Here is a 17,256-nt window from a genome sequence, read left to right as displayed (position 1 = left end):
TTAGTTGAGCGTTGAACTTTCTGCTACCCCTAACCCACACAGCGGGGCAGGCATTCCCACTCGGCTTCAAAAAAAGGGGGCGGCGGGCGCGAACAACGCCAGGAGGCCGGTGCCCGACGGGGCACCGGCCTCCTGTGACCACTCAATCAGGCTCGGGCGACCGACTCGATCTCCTTGGCCGAGCCCGCCCCGGCCTCCGCCGGTTCCACCTCGTCTGTGCCGGTCCGGTCTCCACCGCCGGCATCGCCAGACAAGCGCCGAGGCCGAGCAGCCCGAGGGCGATCTCCGGGGCCGTGAAGCCGGAGTCGGCGTCCACCGTGGTCAACAGGGCGAAGCAGGCCACGGCCACCATCACCGGCATGCCCGCGAGGATCACCCACCGATTGCCGTACTTCGCGGCGAGCGTGACGCCCACGCCGTTGCCGAGCAGGGCCGTGACCGCCAGCGGCAGGAAGGCGGGGCCCGCCTTGACCGGGGAGTAGCCGAGCACACTGCCGGCGGTCCGGCAGGCGACGGCGCCCTACAAGCGGTAAGCAGACTCAGCCGTACATCCGGCGCATCGCGAACTCGACCATCTGTTCGACCGCCTTCGCGTCGAACACCATCCGGTGCTCGCCCTCCATGTCGAGGACGAAGCCGTACCCGGTCGGGAGCAGGTCGATCACCTCGGAGCCGGTGATCACGAAGTACTTGGACTCCTTGCCCGCGTACCGGCGCAGCTCCTTGAGCGAGGTGAACATCGGGATCACCGGCTGCTGGGTGTTGTGCAGGGCGAGGAAGCCGGGGTTGTCACCGCGCGGGCAGTAGACCTTCGAGGTCGCGAAGACCTGCTGGAAGTCCTCCGCGGTCACCTGGCCGGTGGTGAAGGCACGCACCGCGTCGGCGAGCGAGGGCGGGGACGGCTCCGGGTACAGCGGCGACTGCTGCCCATAGCCGCCCGCGCCGGACATGGGCTGCTGCGGCGGGGCGTACTGCTGCTGAGCGCCGACGTTCTGGTCGTAGCCGTACATGCGCGCAAGCGTACCGACTAGACCCTTCTCACACTTGACCGAGTAGGGGTTGCTTCTTATTACCGACGGGTAGCATCATCGGAGCTACTGATTGGTACGTGAACTACGTTGCGAGGAGTCATGCCTCGCCGATCCCTTACGGAGCCGTCGCCATGGGGCACTACAAGTCGAATCTCCGCGACATCGAGTTCAACCTCTTCGAGGTGCTCGGGCGCGACAAGCTGTACGGGACCGGTCCGTTCGCGGAGATGGACACGGACACCGCGAAAAGCATCCTGGAGGAGCTGACGCGCCTCTCGGAGAACGAGCTGGCGGAGTCCTTCGTCGAAGCCGACCGCAACCCGCCGGTCTTCGACCCGGAGACCAACACCGCGCCGGTCCCCGCCTCCTTCAAGAAGAGCTACAAGGCTTTCATGGACTCGGAGTACTGGCGGCTCGGTGTGCCCGAGGAGATCGGCGGCACCACCTCCCCTCGCTCCCTGATCTGGGCGTTCGCGGAGCTCATCCTCGGTTCCAACCCGGCCGTGTGGATGTACTCCTCCGGTCCGGCGTTCGCCGGCATCCTCTACGAAGAGGGCAACGAGGTCCAGAAGAAGATCGCGCAGATCGCGGTCGAGAAGACCTGGGGCTCCACCATGGTGCTGACCGAGCCGGACGCCGGCTCGGACGTCGGCGCCGGCCGCACCAAGGCGGTACAGCAGGAGGACGGCTCCTGGCACATCGAGGGCGTCAAGCGCTTCATCACGTCCGGTGAGCACGACATGGAGGAGAACATCCTCCACTACGTGCTGGCGCGCCCCGAGGGTGCCGGCCCCGGCACCAAGGGCCTGTCCCTCTTCCTCGTCCCGAAGTACCTCTTCGACTTCGAGACCGGCGAGCTGGGCGAGCGCAACGGCGTCTACGCGACGAACGTCGAGCACAAGATGGGCCTGAAGGCCTCCAACACCTGCGAGATGACCTTCGGCGACCGCCACCCGGCCAAGGGCTGGCTGATCGGCGACAAGCACGACGGCATCCGCCAGATGTTCCGGATCATCGAGTTCGCGCGGATGATGGTCGGCACGAAGGCGATCTCCACGCTGTCGACGGGCTACCTGAACGCGCTGGAGTACGCCAAGGAGCGCGTCCAGGGTCCGGACCTCGCGAACTTCATGGACAAGGCAGCGCCCAAGGTCACCATCACGCACCACCCTGACGTGCGCCGCTCGCTGATGACGCAGAAGGCGTACGCGGAGGGCATGCGCGCCCTCGTCCTCTACACCGCGTCCGTCCAGGACGAGATCCAGGTCAAGGAGTCCGCCGACGAGGACACCTCCGCGCTGGAGGCCCTCAACGACCTGCTCCTGCCGATCGTCAAGGGCTACGGCTCGGAGAAGGGCTACGAGCAGCTCGCCCAGTCGCTGCAGACCTTCGGCGGCTCCGGCTTCCTGCAGGAGTACCCGATCGAGCAGTACATCCGCGACGCCAAGATCGACACCCTGTACGAGGGCACCACCGCGATCCAGGGCCAGGACTTCTTCTTCCGGAAGATCGTCCGCAACCAGGGCGCGGCCCTGAACTCCCTCGCCGAGGACATCAAGAAGTTCCTGGCACTGGGCACCGGTGGCGAGCAGCTCTCCGCGGCCCGCGAGCACCTCGCCAAGGCCGCCGTGGAGCTGGAGGCCATCGTCGGCCTGATGCTGACCGACCTCGCGGCCACCGAGCAGGACGTCAAGAACATCTACAAGGTGGGCCTGAACACCACCCGCCTGCTGCTGGCCTCCGGTGACGTGGTCGTCGGCTACCTGCTCCTCAAGGGCGCCGCGATCGCCGCCGAGAAGCTGGAGACGGCCTCGTCGAAGGCGCTGTCCTCCAAGGACGTGGCGTTCTACACCGGCAAGATCGCGGCGGCGAAGTTCTTCGCGGCCGACGTCCTGCCCGGTGTGACCCTGGCCCGCAAGATCGCCGAGGGCGTCGAGCTGGACCTGATGGAGCTGGACGAGGCCGCGTTCTGAGCTCCGTACCGTCCCGATCCTTCCGATCCTTCTGACCTTCTGATCCCCGCGATCATTCCGATCAGCTGTCGCGAAGGCCCGCTCCCCGGCTCCGGGGAGCGGGCCTTCGCCCGTCGTTAAGGTGAACCCATGAGCGAACCCTCCCGCTTCGACCGCGGACTCACCGATGACCTGATGTCCTTCCTCGCGGCGAGCCCGTCGCCCTACCACGCGGTGGCCAACGCCGCCGCGCGGCTGGAGAAGGCCGGCTTCCGGCAGGTCTCGGAGACGGACGCCTGGGACGGGACGAGCGGCGGCAAGTACGTGCTGCGCGGCGGGGCGATCGTGGCCTGGTACGTCCCCGAGGGCGCCGCCGCGCACACACCGTTCCGGATCGTCGGCGCGCACACCGACTCCCCCAACCTGCGGGTCAAGCCGCTGCCGGACATGGGGGCCCAGGGCTGGCGGCAGGTGGCCGTGGAGATCTACGGCGGTCCGCTGCTGAACACCTGGCTCGACCGCGACCTGGGGCTGGCGGGCCGACTGTCCCTGCGGGACGGTTCGACGCGTCTGGTGAACATCGACCGGCCGCTGCTGCGGGTGCCCCAACTCGCCATCCACCTGGACCGTTCCGTGACGGCCGAGGGCCTCAAGCTGGACAAGCAGCGGCATCTGCAGCCCATCTGGGGACTGGGCAACGACGTACGCGACGGTGACCTGATCGCCTTCCTGGAGCAGGAGAACGGGCTCGGCGCGGGCGAGGTGACCGGCTGGGACCTGATGACCCACTCCGTGGAACCGCCGGCCTACCTGGGCCGCGACAACGAACTGGTCGCCGGACCGCGCATGGACAACCTGCTGTCGGTGCACGCCGGGGTGTCCGCGCTGGTCGCCGTCTCCGGCAACGACCGGGCCTCCGCGCTGGAAGGGCACGGCCCGTACATCCCGGTACTGGCCGCCTTCGACCACGAGGAGAGCGGCTCTCAGTCGGACACGGGCGCGGACGGGCCGCTGCTCGGCGGTGTGCTGGAGCGTTCGGTGTTCGCGCGCGGAGGATCGTACGAGGACCGGGCGAGGGCCTTCGCCGGCACCGTCTGTCTGTCCTCGGACACCGGCCACGCGGTGCACCCCAACTACGCGGAGCGGCACGACCCGACGCACCACCCACGCGTCAACGGCGGCCCGATCCTCAAGGTCAACGTCAACAACCGCTACGCCACGGACGGTTCGGGGCGTGCGGTCTTCGCCGCCGCCTGCGAGAGGGCCGGCGTGCCCTTCCAGTCCTTCGTGTCCAACAACTCCATGCCCTGCGGCACCACGATCGGCCCGATCACCGCGGCCCGGCACGGCATCCACACCGTCGACATCGGTGTCGCCATCCTGTCCATGCACAGCGCCCGGGAGTTGTGCGGCGCGGACGACCCGCATCTGCTGGCGAACGCGCTGGTGGCGTTCCTGGAGGGGTAGGGATCGTTCCGGAACGGCTCGGCGCGGCATGGGGGTTGACAACCGGGGTACTCGCAGTCACGGACCGGAACGACCGGACCGGACAGGGAGGCAACACCATGGGCCTCGGCGGATGCATCATCCTCATCGCCGTGGGAGCCATCCTCACGTTCGCGACCGACTGGGACATGCAGGGGGTAAACCTCGACCTGGTCGGCATCATTCTGATGATCGTGGGTCTGATCGGCGTCTCGACATTCAGCAGCATCGCCCGGCGCAGGCGGGTCGTGGCACCTCCCACGACCACGGTCGTCGAGGAGCGCCACCACACGCGCGACGGATACAGCGACGGCTACGGCCTCTGACAGCTCGGCAGGTGGACGGCCGGAACCTCGATTTCGGTCACAAGCGACACGGGCATAACAGCACAGGCACAACCAGCACAGGCACAATCAACACGACACAACCATTTCGGGCACAAGCACCGGAGCGGCACAGGACCCCCGGCACGGTATGCACAGGGCAAGAACCGACAACCTTGAGCATTCCGTGACCTGGGGTGTCTTGTGTGGTTGTGTGAAAGTCGTGAAGACTCTGGGTTCTGAAGCCCGGAGGTGGACGCAGCGCCGGGCTCTACCACTGCACTTCGGGGGGTCCACGTGCTCGACCTCGCTTCCCCTGCGGCGACCGCCCCGGCCCGCGATCCGTACCGAAGCCACCACGGCCGGCACGCCGCCCGCCGGGCCCACGCCGCCCCCGAAGCACCCGGCCCCGTACCGCGGCTCGCGGTGCTGATACCGGCTCACAACGAGCAGGACCGCATCGCCGCCGCCATCCAGGGCCTGTGGGACCAGACGCGGCGCCCGGACCTCGTCGTGGTCGTCGCCGACAACTGCACCGACGACACCGCCGTGATCGCCGAGGCGTACGGCGCGCAGGTCTTTTACACGCACGGCAACACCCACAAGAAGGCCGGCGCCCTCAACCAGGCCATCGCCTGGATCCTGCCCCACCTGGACGACCGGGACCTGCTGTTGGTGCAGGACGCCGACACCGTTCTCGACGCGTCGTTCGCCGAGACCGCTCTCGCCACCTTCAACCGCAAGGTCGGCGCCGTCGGCGGCGTCTTCTACGGCGAACCGGGCGGCGGCCTCCTCGGTCTGCTCCAACGCATGGAGTTCCACCGCTACGCCTGGGAGCTGGAGCGCACCGGCGGCAAGGCCCAGGTCCTCACCGGCACCGGGACCATGTTCCGCGCGCGGGTGCTGCGCGAGGTGCGCGCCGCCCGCCGTGACGGGGTGATCGGCGGTGGCACGAGCTACTACAGTCTCGCCTCGCTCACCGAGGACGACGAGATGACCAAGGCCGTCAAGACCCTCGGCTACCGCGCCATGTCACCGGCGGGCTGCGCGGTCACCACCGAGGTCATGCCCACTCTGGGCAAGCTGTGGCACCAGCGTCTGCGCTGGCAGCGCGGCGCCCTGGAGAACCTGCGCGACTACGGCTGGACCCGGGTCACCGCCCGCTACTTCGTCCAGCAGTTCCTGATGGGCTTCGGCGCGCTGTCCTTCCTCGTCTATCTGACCTTCATGGCCACGTACACGACCATGTACGGCTGGCCCGGCTACTCGCCGTTCTGGACCACGATCGGCCTGATCTTCATGGTCGAGAAGACCGTCTCCGTACGCCGCGCCGGCCCCCGGGCCGTCCTGGTCGCGGCGTTGATGATCCCGGAGATGCTCTACGACCTGTTCCAGCACGCCGTCTTCTTCTCCTCGCTGTGGGGCCTGCTGCGCCGCAGCGAGGAGAAGTGGGTGGCCACCTGAACCCGCCCCCCACGCGTCAACGCACGACCCTCCGAGGAGAACGACCATGTACGGAAGAGTGATCGGCGCTGGTACCACCGGCGCGGGCGGTGCCACCCTTGCCGCCACCGGCATGTGGCTGAACAGCATGGCGCTGATGGTCACGGCCACCACGCTGGTGGCCGCGGGTGTGGCCCTGTACAAGCTGGCGCCGCGCCCGCGCCGGCGCTGACCGCGACGCCCGCCCGGCGTCGTCCAGGCCCGCGAGTACCCGTGCCGACCGGTCCGCCGCGCCCTCGGTGAGGCGGACCGGGACGCCCCGGTCCCGCCGCTGGCAGTGGCCGGCCGGATACTCGTCGGCTCCCGCGGCGGAGCCGGTGTCACCTGCCGTGTCGGCGCAGGATGCGGCCCTGGGCTCGCACGGATCCGTCGCGAGGGTGGTGACCTCGCCGGTCGCCGGGTCCTGGGGGCCGCAGGGGGTGGTTCGAGGCGGACCTCGTGGCTCGCCCTGGCCCCATGGCCCGCGACCGTGCCCGAGTCGGCGCGGATGGGCTGAGCCGACTCAGGTCGACAGATGCCCCACGAAGATCCCGACGAGGATCCGGTCGTCGTACGCGGAGATCGGCAGGGAGAAGTGCACCCGATCGCGATCCCACAGTCGCTTGCCGTGCCACTCGCAGCGGTAGGTGGCTCCCCCGTGGTCGACGTTGCGTTGCTCCCACGCCTTCGCGTTCTTCTTCGTGTTCGCGTTCTCGGGGGAGATGTCCAGGCCCAGCGCGTCGAATCGGCGTATGACCTGCCTCTGGTCGCCGCCGCAGTCGGCGAGTATCCGGGTGAAGTGGTCGTTGAGCGCACCGAGCAGCTTCACCAGCCAGGGCAGGACCTCGGCGTAGGAGCCCTTGAAGTGGTGCAGCCGCAGGGAGCCGGCGAACAGCAGCCGGGGAAAGGCGTCCTCGGTGAGGGTGAAGAAGCGCTCGGCCGGGACGTGTTCGTGGGTGAGCACACCTCTCCAGAAGCCCTGTGCGTCCTCCGGTGACCGCAGGATGTGCGCCTTCACCTCGTCGTGGCCCGCGTCCGTCGTCCGCGTGACGGTGAGCCATCCGGACGGCCAGTCGGGTTCCGTGGCGTACGGCGCGAGGAGGCAGGACATGGCCCGGCCTTCCGCTGCCCTGGCCAGGGCGTGGGCCATGCCCCAGGACGGCTCTCGCCAGGGGCCGTCGGCCACCCGGACCGGCTGCGGAAGATCCGTCTCTTCGGGTTCCACGCTCCTGCACTTGTTCAGGAGTTGCAGCAGACGGACCCGTTCGTCATGGGGCAGTTCACCGTCGCAGGAGTACAGGGCGTCGATCAGCGGGACCGACGGCAGGCACTCTCTGTCGTACGCGGGTTCCATGAACGCGGCCCTGCGTCCGTCGGCGAAGGGCTGGAGCAGATCCCCGAGCGTGTCGAGGGCGTCCCGCAGGCCGGATCGCGTCAGCTCCCGCCAGTCGAAGCACTCCTCACCGACGACGACGCGGTAGTCGTCGGCCTCATGGACCGATGTCTCAGCCGATAAGTCCTGTCCGTTCCTACCCGCCGCGTCGGGCACGGGCCAGCCTCCCCAGGTCCGTCTCGATCTGGTCGAAGAAGCCGCTGGGCCAGTGGCTGAGCTCGCCCTTGTCATTGATGCCGATGGGCAGGGTCCGGTCATGGTCGAAGTAGTGCGTGATCATGTTCTGCGCCGGCAGGGAACGGTCCTGCGCGACGGCGAGCCGGGCTCCGTTGAGCACATGGTCGCTGTGCGTCTCCACCAGGACCTGCACCCCGCTGCCCGCCACCCGCGCGAGGAACCGGCCCAGCCGGGACTGTCCAGCCGGGTGCAGATGCGCCTCCGGGTTCTCCACGATCAGCAGGTCGCCCGGCTCGGTGAGCAGACCGGCGACGATGACGGGGAGGGCGTAGGAGACGCCGAAGCCGGTGTTGGCGGGGCGGATCTCCTCGCCGCTCAGGCCCGTCTCGCCGAACCGGATCGTCCCGGCCATGATGCCCACGGCCACCCGAGCGGTGATCCGCAGCGGGCGGATGATCTCCGAGGCCCATGCCTCGGCCTGGACCCTCAGTTGAGGGCCGGCGGCCTCAGGGTGGTGCAGCGGACTCCGGACCGCCCTGCGGACACCGACCGCGCGCGACTCGCGCAGCGCCAGCACCTGTGCCGTGAACTCGCCCCGCACCCCCACGCCGATCCGGTCGGGCTCCTCGGCGGACACGGACAGTGTGTCGCGCGGCCCGAGGCGTTCCGCGCACAGGTAGGTGAAGGCGGGATCCGCGACGCCCGGCCCGATTCCAGGTACGACCGCCACCGGCAGCCGCCGTACGTCCAGGTGCAGCGCCTGTTCGGCATCGGGCAGGCCGAAGCCGAACACCCATGACTCACCGCCCGGCCCGCCCAGTCGTACGGTGATCTCCCGCGCGTCGGCCGTCCAGTTCAGCACGTCCCGGGCCTCGCCGAGGGCGAGGCCGAGCGGGCCGTTCAACCGGACCGTGCCACCCGCCGTACGGCCCGACACAGCCGCCAGCCGCGCCAGTAGCAGGGACTGGATCGCGGTGCTCTTGCCCCCGCCGTTGACACCGGTGAGGACGGTCAGCGGGCACAGCTCGAACGACTCCGACTCGAACCGCTTGAAGCCCCGGATCTCCAGGGAGGTGATCATCGGTCGGCTCCCGCGTCCGCCACGGCGGCCTTGAAGCGGTAGTCCACCCGGAACCGGTCGGCGGTCGAGGAGGTGATGGCGTTGAGATAGCTGACGTCGACGGTCATCCGCTCGCGGGCGGCCGTCACGATCGCCTTGCGGCGCGCGCGCAGGTCCGCGGTCGTGTGGTCGGGGCCAGCCAGGGCCATGGACCACGTCTCGAACAGGGCGCGGTTGATCGGACGGCGGTAGTCGTCACCCTTCGGCCACTTGCGGAAGGCGTGCTCGCCGAAGACGAGGTAGGCGTGGGTCATCGCCCGCTCGAAAGCGGCCTCCAGCTCCGCCACCCGCTCGTCCGGCACGGCTTTCGGTGAGTCGAGCATCTCGGTGGCGTCCATGAGGAACTGCTCCATGACCGGCCGCTCGTGATACGCCTCGACGCCCTTCAGCCAGAACGCGGCGAACCTCAGCGCCATCTCCCGGTCGTTCATCCGGATGTGGTCGGTGAGGCGGCCTCCGGTGGCCTTGGCGAAGGCGTCTGTGTGGGTCATCCGGTGCAGGATGTCCCGGCTGCGCGGACTGCTCATGCAGTGCCGGATCTCCTGGGCGTTGAGCGGAGTGCCACCGGTGTTGATCCGCTTGAAGATTTCGTACGTGACCCCGCGCGGCGTCGTGGGATCGATCACGTTGACGATCAACTGGGTGTTGTTGATCCGCCGTTGGAAAGGCACGGGGAGGTCGCTGAAGCGCAGGTCCTTCAGATCGTCCAGGTGCTCCAGCTTCCCCAGCGCGAAACCGGTCTCCCCGCCCCTGACGAACGCGTGCAGCGTGGACAGCCGTTGAAGGCCGTCGACGACCCGGAACGACCCGTCCGCGTCCTCGGCGAAGTAGAACGCGGGCAGCGGGATCTGCAGCAGCAGGGACTCGACGAGCAGGGACTTCTGGTCGGCGCGCCAGACCCGCAACCGCTGGAAGTCCGGGGCGAGTTCGATGGAACCCTCGTCGATCTGGTCGAGGATGTTGCGCAGGGAGAACTGGCTGGTGTTCACCCGGATCTGGTCCGGGTTCCATGGCCGCTGGATCCGGGCGGTGTCCTCCCCGGCATCCTCCACCTCGATGTCCGTGGCGTACCCCTCGAACACGTCCTCGACCACGTCAGGGGTCGTCTGCGCGCCATCCATAGCCATGCGAGCCATCCTAGGGGCGGGGTGTCCCGGGGCGTGGAGGGTTGCCCTGGCTGATCGTCGTCCGGCCGACGGTGATGGCGAGGACGTCCGCGAGTGACTCGATCAGGCGGTCGGCGATCCAGGGGCGTCCGTCGGCCGTGAGGCGTGCGCCGCCGTCAGCCATCGGCCGGGCGAGCGGCCATCGGCCGGGCGAGACCCGGGATCACGACCGCTGTTTCGAGCCGCTGTTGCCGGTCCGGGGCTGGCTTTCCTGGGCGTGAATCAGACCCAGATCAGCCACATCGAATCCGGCCGGTTCGGAATCAGCGAGCAGCGACTGCGCAGACTGGCCGGGCTCTTCGAGTGCGATGACAGCCAACTCGTGGACGCGCTGGTCGACATGGCGGCGCCACGCTCCAAGGACTGGTGGGAGGAGTACCGGGGCGTGCTACCTCCTCAGGCGCTCGATCTGGCCGAGCTGGAACACCACGCGTCGTACCTTCGCGCTTTCGAGGTGGTGCACATTCCCGGAGTCCTCCAGACCGAGGAACACGCGCGTGCGGCCTCGCTCTTCGTCGAACCCAACCTCCCGGCGGAGGACCGTGAGGCCGGCATCTCATTCCGGATGCGGCGCCGACAGGTGCTGGATTCGGGCACACCGTACGACGTGATCATCCACGAGGCCGCGCTGCGTATGCGCGTCGGCGGTTCCGAAGTCACCCGCACCCAACTCGAACACCTTCTTCAGGCTTCTGGCAGGAAGTCACTCACCCTTCGCGTCATCCCCTTCACCGCCGACGGATTCGCAGGGGCCGGATTTCCCATGCAGTACGTTGGCGGAGTCGTCCCCCAACTCGACACTGTGCAGATCGACACGACGCACGGCGCCGAGTTCATCGACGCCGCAGCACGGCTGAACCGGTACCGGACCCTCTTTGCGAGCATCGACAAGGCAGCACTTCCGCAGGATGCTTCCCTCGACCTCATTCGCCGTACCGCCCAGGAACTGTGAAGGAACCCCCGTGCCCCAAGCCCTCCGCTGGCAGAAGTCGTCGTTCTCCGGAGGCGGCGCCGACACCAACTGCCTGGAGATAGCCGCCGCCCCCACCACCCTCCACCTCCGCGAGAGCGACACCCCGGCCGTGATCCTCTCGCCCACCGCCACCGCCCTGAACGCCCTGCTCACGGCGGTGAAAAGCACGGCCGCGCCCAGCCCCTCCGGATGAAGGAGCCGGGTGCCGCATTGTCCCGTCGGTGAAGGGTCAGGCCAGCACGTGGCCCGTCGTCGCGTCCACGTGCGCCGGTACCTCGTCGTGGCGGTCGCCGACCGAGAGGGTGCCGGTGGGTTCGAAGACCATGATCGCGGTCGGTCCGGGGGCGTACGGCTTGTGTTCGGTGCCGCGTGGCACGGTGAAGACCGAGCCCTTGGGCAGGACGACCGTGCGTTCACCGTCCGGCTCCCGCAGGGCGATGTGCAGTTCGCCGTCCAGGACCAGGAAGAACTCGTCGGTGTGGTCGTGGACGTGCCACACGTGCTCGCCCTCGACCTTCGCCACGCGTACGTCGTAGTCGTTGACGGCGGTGACGATGCGGGGGCTCCACCGCTCGGTGAAGGAGGCCAGGGCGTCGGACAGCGAGATGGGTTCCATGGGCCCATCGTGCGGGGTGCCCGGGGTGCCGTACGAGTGCTAGAAATCGCATATGCCGCAAGGATTCTCGCAGCCTGGGCGCCCGCACAGGGTCGCCGTGATCGTCGACGAGGGCACGAACCCGTTCGAGGTGGGCGTGGCCACCGAGCTGTTCGGACTGCCGAGGCCTGAACTCGGGCTGCCACGGCCGCCGTACGAGGTGACGCTCTGCACGCCGACGCCCGAGGTGCGGATGAACCACGGGTTCTTCACCCTCACCGGAGTGCCCGGGCTGGACGCGGTGGACGACGCCGACACCCTCGTGGTGCCCGGCCGTCCGGACAACGTCGTCCCGCGCGGGGTCGCCGTGCTCGAAGCGATCCGCCGCACGCACGCGCGCGGAGCCCGCGTCCTGAGCTTCTGCACCGGCAGCTTCGCGCTCGCCGAGGCCGGGGTGCTGGACGGGCGCCGGGCGACCACCCACTGGCAGTGGGCGGAGACCTTCCGGCGTCTGCATCCGAAGGTCCTGCTGGAACCGGACGTGCTGTTCGTCGACGAGGGCGACCTGCTGACGGCGGCGGGCAGCGCGGCCGCCCTGGACCTGGGGCTGTACATCTGGCGCCGCGACCACGGTGCCGAGATCGCCAACGCCGTGTCCCGGCGGCTCGTCTTCGCCGCCCACCGGGACGGCGGCCAGCGGCAGTTCGTGGAGCGCCCGGTGCCGAACGTGCCCGAAGAGTCGCTCGGTCCGCTGCTGGAGTGGGCGCAGGAGCGGCTGGGGGAGCCGCTGACGGTGGCCGGCCTCGCGACGCGGGCGGCGGTGTCGCCGGCGACACTGCACCGGCGTTTCCGCGCTCAGCTCGGGACGACCCCATTGGCGTGGCTGACCGGGGAGCGCGTGGCGCTGGCCTGCCGGCTGATCGAGCGCGGGGAGGAGCGGCTCGACGTGGTGGCGGCGAGGAGCGGGCTGGGGACGGCCGCGAACCTCCGCGCGCGCGTGCGGCGCGAGACCGGGCTCAGCCCGTCGGCCTACCGGCGGCGTTTCGGACCTGCCGCCGGGGAAGCGGTGAGGGTATGAGATTCCTCGTACGCGACCGGCTCCTCGGCATCGGTGACGACTACTGGATCGAGGACGACCACGGCAACAAGGTGTTCCTCGTCGACGGCAAGGCCATGCGCCTCAGGGACACCTTCGAGCTGAAGGACACCCAGGGGCGGGTCCTCATCGACATCCACGAGAAGGTGTTCGCCCTCCGGGACACGATGGTGATCGAACGGGAGGGCGAACAGCTCGCCCGCATCACCCGCAAACGGCTGTCGCTGCTGCGCAACCACTACCGGGTGTCCCTGGCGGACGGCAGCACCGAACTCGACGTCAGCGGCAAGATCCTGGACCGCGAGTTCGCCGTCGAGTACGACGGTGAGCTGATCGCCGTGGTCTCCCGACGGTGGCTGCACATCCGGGAGACCTACGGCGTGGACGTCGTACGGGAGGACGCGGACCCGGCGCTGCTGATCGCGGTGACGGTGTGCGTGATCCACCTGGCGGAGAAGGAGCGGGAGGACGACTGAGGCCGCCTGGGAGAGCCGAGGAGAGTCGGAGCGACACGGGCCATACGGGCGATACGGGGCAATGCGGAGCAATAAGGGGCGTTCCGAGGTGGTCCCGGAAAAGCTAGAGAACCCGATCCTTCAGGGCCGGGAACTGCTCGCGGGTCGTCGCGACCTTCCCGGGATCGAAGTCGACGGTGAGGATCTCCTCGTCCGCGCCCGCCTCCGCCAGGACCTCGCCCCAGGGATCGACCACGATCGAGTGACCGGCCTGCGGAACTCCCGCATGTGTCCCGGCCGTTCCACACGCGAGCACGAACGCCTGGTTCTCCACCGCCCGCGCCTGGGCCAGCAGCGTCCAGTGCCCCCGGCGGCGCTCCGGCCAACCCGCCGGCACGACCAGGGTCTCGGCGCCGGCGTCGACGAGACCGCGGAAGAGTTCGGGGAAGCGGAGGTCGTAGCAGGTGGCCACACCGAGGACCGTCTGGGGCAGACGGACCGTCACCAGTTCCCGGCCCGCGCCCATCAGCACGGCCTCACCCTTGTCGAAGCCGAAGCGGTGGATCTTGCGGTAGGCGGCGGCCAGGTCACCGGAGGGTGAGAAGACGAGGGAGGTGTTGTAGAGGGAGCCGTCAGGGTCGCGCTCGGGAATCGAGCCCGCGTGCAGCCACACACCGGCGTCGCTCGCCGCTTTGGCCATCGCCTCGTACGTCGGCCCTTCGAGGGGCTCGGCCTCGCTCCCGAAGTCCTCGTAGGCGAAGGCTCCGGTGGTCCACAGCTCGGGCAGTACGACGAGGTCCGACCCGGCCCGGTCCCGGACCAACGCCGCCACGCGCCGTCGACGGGACCCCACCGATTCGCCCTCACCCACGGCGATCTGGATCAGAGAGGCGCGCACACTACCACCGTCCTGGCATTCGAGCCGTTCACACGGGCCTACGATCGTCACACGAAAGCACTGCCGGGGTGCCTCGCAGCAGCGTAACTTAGCGTTCCAAGACACCCGCCGACAGCCACCTCCCGCAGGCAACGCCGCCGCCACAACCACCCGAGTACCGACCGCCGAGGGGTCCCGTTCCGTGAGTCTGCATCCCACTCTCCAGCCCTACGCCGACGCCTGGACCCACTCCATCGATGCGATAGCCGAGCTGGTGATGCCCCTTGTGGAGGGGGAGTGGAACCGGCGCACCCCGTGCCCCGGATGGTCGGTGCGTGACGTGGTCTCCCATGTCATCGGCCTGGACTGCGAGATGCTCGGCGACCCGCGCCCCATCCACACGCTGCCGCGCGACCTGTTCCATGTCACCAACGACCACCAGCGCTACATGGAGATGCAGGTCGACGTCCGCCGCCACCACACGGCGCCCGAGATGACCTCCGAGCTGGAGTACGTGATCATCCGCCGCAACCGCCAGCTGCGCAACGAGTCACGCGATCCCGGCACGAAGGTACGTGGCCCGCTCAGCACGGAACAGACGCTCGAAGAGTCCATGCGTGGACACGCGTTCACCGTGTGGGTGCACGAACAGGATCTGCGCACCGCCCTCGGCCGCCCCGGCAACCTCGACTCCCCCGGCGCGCACATCGCCCGTGACGTGCTGCTCGCCGCGCTCCCCGAGGTCGTCGCGGTCAAGGCCGACGCCCCGCGCAGCTCGGCGATCGTCTTCGACGTGCACGGCCCCATCGAGTTCCTGCGCACGATCCGCATCGACATCCAGGGCCGCGGCACCCTCGAATCCACCCCCGCGCTGGGCCCCGCCGCCACCCTCACCCTCGACTGGGAGACGTATGTCCGCCTGGCTTGCGGGCGCGTGACGCCGGAACAGGTGAAGGACCGCCTGAAGACGGAGGGGGATCCCACGCTCACCGGGGCGATCCTGCGGAACTTCGCGGTGACTCCGTAGCGACGGCACCTGTGTCGCTGGGGGGGGCGGCACGGGTGGGCGCGGGTGGTACCGGTGGGCGCGGTCGGCACCTCGCGGTGCCGGGTCGCCGACCCGTCCCCCTGCCCCGGCGCGGAGTGCCTAGGCGGGGACGTGCACCGTCTCGACGCGGCTCGCGACCAACCGTTCACGCTCCCTGCGGGCCACCCGCTTCCGCAACCGCAGAATCTGGCTGACGCCCAGCGCCTGCAGGACGAACACCACGGAGAACGCGACGCTGTAGTCGTTCCCGGTCGCGTCCAACAGCACCCCGACCGCGAACAGTGTCGTCATCGAGGCGACAAAGCCGCCCATGTTCGTGATCCCGGACGCCGTCCCCTGCCGCTCCGGCGGATTCGCCGGCCGCGCGAAGTCGAACCCGAGCATCGACGCGGGCCCGCACGCCCCCAGCACCGTGCACAGCGTCACCAGCAGCCACATCGGCGCCCGCTCACCGGGATACGTCAGCGTGACCGCCCACATCAGCGCCGTCGCCCCCACGGTGCCCAGCGCCAGTGGCAGCCGCGCCTCGTGATGCCGGGCGACGACCTGCCCGTACACCAGCCCGATCATCATGTTCGACAGCACGACCAGCGTCAGCAGTTCGCCGGCCGTGGCCCGGGACAGTCCCTGCGCCTCGACCAGGAACGGCAGTCCCCACAGCAGCAGGAACACCATGGCCGGGAACTGGGTCGTGAAGTGCACCCACAGCCCGAGCCGGGTCCCCGGCTCCCGCCAGGACGCGGCGATCTGCCGCCGGACGTACGCCCCGCCCTTGTGCGGGAACGGCTCCGGTTCGTGCCCCTGAGGATGGTCCTTGAGGAACAGCAGCACCAGCACGAGTACGACGGCACCCGCGAACGCGCTGCCCGCGAAGGCCGCCGTCCAGCCGATGCCGTGCAGCAGCCGGGCCAGGACGAGGGTGGAGACCAGGTTGCCCGCCATGCCGATCAGCCCGGCGGACTGCGCGACCATCGGTCCGCGCCGGGCCGGGAACCAGCGGCTGCCGAGACGCAGTACGGCGATGAAGGTCATCGCGTCTCCGCAGCCCAGCAGCCCACGCGAGGCGAGGGCCGTCCCGTACGACGGTGAGAACGCGAACCCGAGCTGCCCGGCCGTGAAGAGAACCGCCCCGAGGCTCAGCACCTTCTTCGTGCCGAGCCGGTCGACCAGCAGGCCGACTGGTATCTGCATGCCCGCGTAGACGAGGAGTTGGAGGATGGAGAAGGTCGACAGCGCGGAGGCGTTGACGTGGAAGCGGTCGGCCGCGTCGAGGCCGGCCACCCCCAAGGACGTACGGAAGATGACGGCGACGAAGTAGACGGAGACACCGACGCCCCACACGGCCATCGCGCGCCGTCCGCCCGGCGGATCGCCCGGCAGCGAGACCGAGGCGGCCGAGGAAGCGCTCATCGGACCTCACCCCGCGCGAGGTGCGAGAACCAGCTGACGTGCCGCTGAACGAGGCCGACCGCGGCCTCCGTGTCGCCGGAGCGCAGCGCTTCGAGGATCTCCTCGTGTTCGACGAGGGTCTTGGCGATCCGGTCGGGGTTGGAGTGCATCATCGCGACGCCCATCCGCAACTGGCGGTCGCGGAGCTGGTCGTAGAGCCGGGAGAGGATCTCGTTGCCGCCGCTGCGGACGATCTCGGCGTGGAAGCAGCGGTCGGTGACGGCGACCGCGGCCAGATCGCCGGCGGCGGCCTGCTCCTTCTGCTTCGCCAGCAGTCCCTCGAGCCGCTCGATGAGCCCGGCCGGGGCCGGCACGGCCTTGCGCGCCGCGTGTTCCTCGACCAGGAGCCGGGTCTCGACCACGTCCGCGATCTCCTGGGCGGAGACGGGCAGGACGAGCGCTCCCTTTTTCGGGTACAGCTTGATGAGCCCTTCGGCCTCCAGCCGAAGCAGCGCCTCACGCACTGGCGTTCGGGAGACGCCGACGGCCTCCGCGAGCTCGCCCTCGGTGAGGAGGATGCCGCCTTCGTAACGGCGGTCCAGGACACCCTGCTTGACGTGGGTGTAGACACGGTCGGCGGCGGGAGGTTGCTTCACGGCCAGACTCATGCCGACATCATAGATACAACAGGTGC

20 protein-coding genes are annotated in these 17,256 nt (G+C 69.2%); 10 read left to right on the top strand and 10 right to left on the bottom strand.

All coding sequences use genetic code 11. The features are described from left to right. Positions 1-142 precede the first annotated feature (142 nt). Both AB0H86_RS04575 and AB0H86_RS04570 read right to left on the bottom strand, forming a co-directional pair. Positions 143-490, bottom strand: a complete 348-nt coding sequence (locus tag AB0H86_RS04575) for a hypothetical protein (RefSeq protein WP_362432873.1) — start codon at positions 488-490, stop codon at positions 143-145. A gap of 49 nt (positions 491-539) precedes the next feature. Continuing rightward, the gene (locus AB0H86_RS04570) at positions 540-1,010 is read right to left on the bottom strand and encodes an SseB family protein (protein WP_362432871.1); all 471 of its coding nucleotides are present in this window, start codon (positions 1,008-1,010) and stop codon (positions 540-542) included. Between the two features lie 152 nt (positions 1,011-1,162). Here AB0H86_RS04570 and AB0H86_RS04565 point away from each other — a divergent pair, with 152 nt between their 5' ends. The 5 genes from AB0H86_RS04565 (at position 1,163) to AB0H86_RS04545 (ending at position 6,466) form a co-directional block, all read left to right on the top strand. Continuing rightward, a complete protein-coding gene (locus AB0H86_RS04565) occupies positions 1,163-3,004 on the top strand; it encodes an acyl-CoA dehydrogenase (RefSeq protein ID WP_362432868.1) in 1,842 nt (613 codons plus the stop codon). A 129-nt stretch (positions 3,005-3,133) separates the two neighbouring features. Next, a complete protein-coding gene (locus AB0H86_RS04560) occupies positions 3,134-4,450 on the top strand; it encodes a M18 family aminopeptidase (RefSeq protein ID WP_362432866.1) in 1,317 nt (438 codons plus the stop codon). Between the two features lie 98 nt (positions 4,451-4,548). Continuing rightward, positions 4,549-4,794: a DUF6458 family protein gene (locus AB0H86_RS04555; RefSeq protein WP_362432864.1), complete on the top strand. Its 246-nt coding sequence runs from the start codon at positions 4,549-4,551 to the stop codon at positions 4,792-4,794. A gap of 423 nt (positions 4,795-5,217) precedes the next feature. Next, positions 5,218-6,255: a glycosyltransferase family 2 protein gene (locus AB0H86_RS04550; protein ID WP_362433674.1), complete on the top strand. Its 1,038-nt coding sequence runs from the start codon at positions 5,218-5,220 to the stop codon at positions 6,253-6,255. 46 nt (positions 6,256-6,301) lie between these two features. Then, positions 6,302-6,466: a hypothetical protein gene (locus AB0H86_RS04545; RefSeq protein WP_362432862.1), complete on the top strand. Its 165-nt coding sequence runs from the start codon at positions 6,302-6,304 to the stop codon at positions 6,464-6,466. A gap of 330 nt (positions 6,467-6,796) precedes the next feature. Here the strand turns inward: AB0H86_RS04545 and AB0H86_RS04540 are convergent, their stop codons facing one another. From AB0H86_RS04540 to AB0H86_RS04525, 4 genes are read right to left on the bottom strand one after another with little or no spacing between them, the layout of a single operon-like run. Then, complete coding sequence (locus AB0H86_RS04540; protein ID WP_362432860.1) at positions 6,797-7,822, bottom strand: hypothetical protein; 1,026 nt, start codon at positions 7,820-7,822, stop codon at positions 6,797-6,799. Next, positions 7,803-8,924: a DUF3696 domain-containing protein gene (locus AB0H86_RS04535; protein ID WP_362432858.1), complete on the bottom strand. Its 1,122-nt coding sequence runs from the start codon at positions 8,922-8,924 to the stop codon at positions 7,803-7,805. Before AB0H86_RS04535 ends, AB0H86_RS04540 begins: the two co-directional genes overlap by 20 nt. After that, entirely contained in the window at positions 8,921-10,090 is a 1,170-nt protein-coding gene (locus tag AB0H86_RS04530) for a DUF262 domain-containing protein (protein ID WP_362432855.1), read from the bottom strand. Before AB0H86_RS04530 ends, AB0H86_RS04535 begins: the two co-directional genes overlap by 4 nt. Positions 10,091-10,100: 10 nt before the next feature. Further along, positions 10,101-10,253, bottom strand: coding sequence for a hypothetical protein (locus AB0H86_RS04525; RefSeq protein ID WP_362432853.1), 153 nt, complete (start codon positions 10,251-10,253; stop codon positions 10,101-10,103). A 93-nt stretch (positions 10,254-10,346) separates the two neighbouring features. Here AB0H86_RS04525 and AB0H86_RS04520 point away from each other — a divergent pair, with 93 nt between their 5' ends. After that, positions 10,347-11,081 (top strand): DUF5753 domain-containing protein, encoded by a 735-nt coding sequence (locus AB0H86_RS04520; protein ID WP_362432851.1) that lies wholly within the window; start codon positions 10,347-10,349, stop codon positions 11,079-11,081. 10 nt (positions 11,082-11,091) lie between these two features. Beyond that, on the top strand, positions 11,092-11,295 hold the full coding sequence (locus AB0H86_RS04515) for a DUF397 domain-containing protein (RefSeq protein ID WP_362432849.1): 204 nt from the start codon (positions 11,092-11,094) through the stop codon (positions 11,293-11,295). 36 nt (positions 11,296-11,331) lie between these two features. Here the strand turns inward: AB0H86_RS04515 and AB0H86_RS04510 are convergent, their stop codons facing one another. Then, positions 11,332-11,718, bottom strand: coding sequence for a cupin domain-containing protein (locus AB0H86_RS04510; RefSeq protein WP_362432846.1), 387 nt, complete (start codon positions 11,716-11,718; stop codon positions 11,332-11,334). Between the two features lie 52 nt (positions 11,719-11,770). On the opposite strand from AB0H86_RS04510, the gene AB0H86_RS04505 reads away from it, so the two are divergent. Both AB0H86_RS04505 and AB0H86_RS04500 read left to right on the top strand, forming a co-directional pair. Continuing rightward, positions 11,771-12,775 carry a helix-turn-helix domain-containing protein gene (locus tag AB0H86_RS04505; protein ID WP_362432844.1) on the top strand — a complete coding sequence of 335 codons (1,005 nt, stop codon included), beginning with the start codon at positions 11,771-11,773 and terminating at the stop codon, positions 12,773-12,775. Next, positions 12,772-13,269 (top strand): LURP-one-related family protein, encoded by a 498-nt coding sequence (locus AB0H86_RS04500; protein ID WP_362432841.1) that lies wholly within the window; start codon positions 12,772-12,774, stop codon positions 13,267-13,269. Before AB0H86_RS04505 ends, AB0H86_RS04500 begins: the two co-directional genes overlap by 4 nt. A 103-nt stretch (positions 13,270-13,372) precedes the next feature. Here the strand turns inward: AB0H86_RS04500 and AB0H86_RS04495 are convergent, their stop codons facing one another. Further along, positions 13,373-14,146: a carbon-nitrogen family hydrolase gene (locus AB0H86_RS04495; RefSeq protein WP_362432839.1), complete on the bottom strand. Its 774-nt coding sequence runs from the start codon at positions 14,144-14,146 to the stop codon at positions 13,373-13,375. A 181-nt stretch (positions 14,147-14,327) separates the two neighbouring features. Here AB0H86_RS04495 and AB0H86_RS04490 point away from each other — a divergent pair, with 181 nt between their 5' ends. Beyond that, on the top strand, positions 14,328-15,152 hold the full coding sequence (locus AB0H86_RS04490; protein WP_362432837.1) for a maleylpyruvate isomerase family mycothiol-dependent enzyme: 825 nt from the start codon (positions 14,328-14,330) through the stop codon (positions 15,150-15,152). 120 nt (positions 15,153-15,272) lie between these two features. Here AB0H86_RS04490 and AB0H86_RS04485 read toward each other — a convergent pair whose 3' ends face one another. Both AB0H86_RS04485 and AB0H86_RS04480 read right to left on the bottom strand, forming a co-directional pair. Then, entirely contained in the window at positions 15,273-16,583 is a 1,311-nt protein-coding gene (locus tag AB0H86_RS04485) for an MFS transporter (RefSeq protein WP_362432835.1), read from the bottom strand. Then, positions 16,580-17,230: a GntR family transcriptional regulator gene (locus AB0H86_RS04480; RefSeq protein WP_362432832.1), complete on the bottom strand. Its 651-nt coding sequence runs from the start codon at positions 17,228-17,230 to the stop codon at positions 16,580-16,582. The genes AB0H86_RS04485 and AB0H86_RS04480 overlap by 4 nt, the downstream gene beginning before the upstream one ends. Positions 17,231-17,256 lie beyond the last annotated feature (26 nt).

Source organism: Streptomyces sp. NPDC050997 (genome assembly GCF_040660135.1).
Lineage (GTDB): Bacteria > Actinomycetota > Actinomycetes > Streptomycetales > Streptomycetaceae > Streptomyces.
This window is presented reverse-complemented; position numbering and strand designations above follow the sequence as displayed.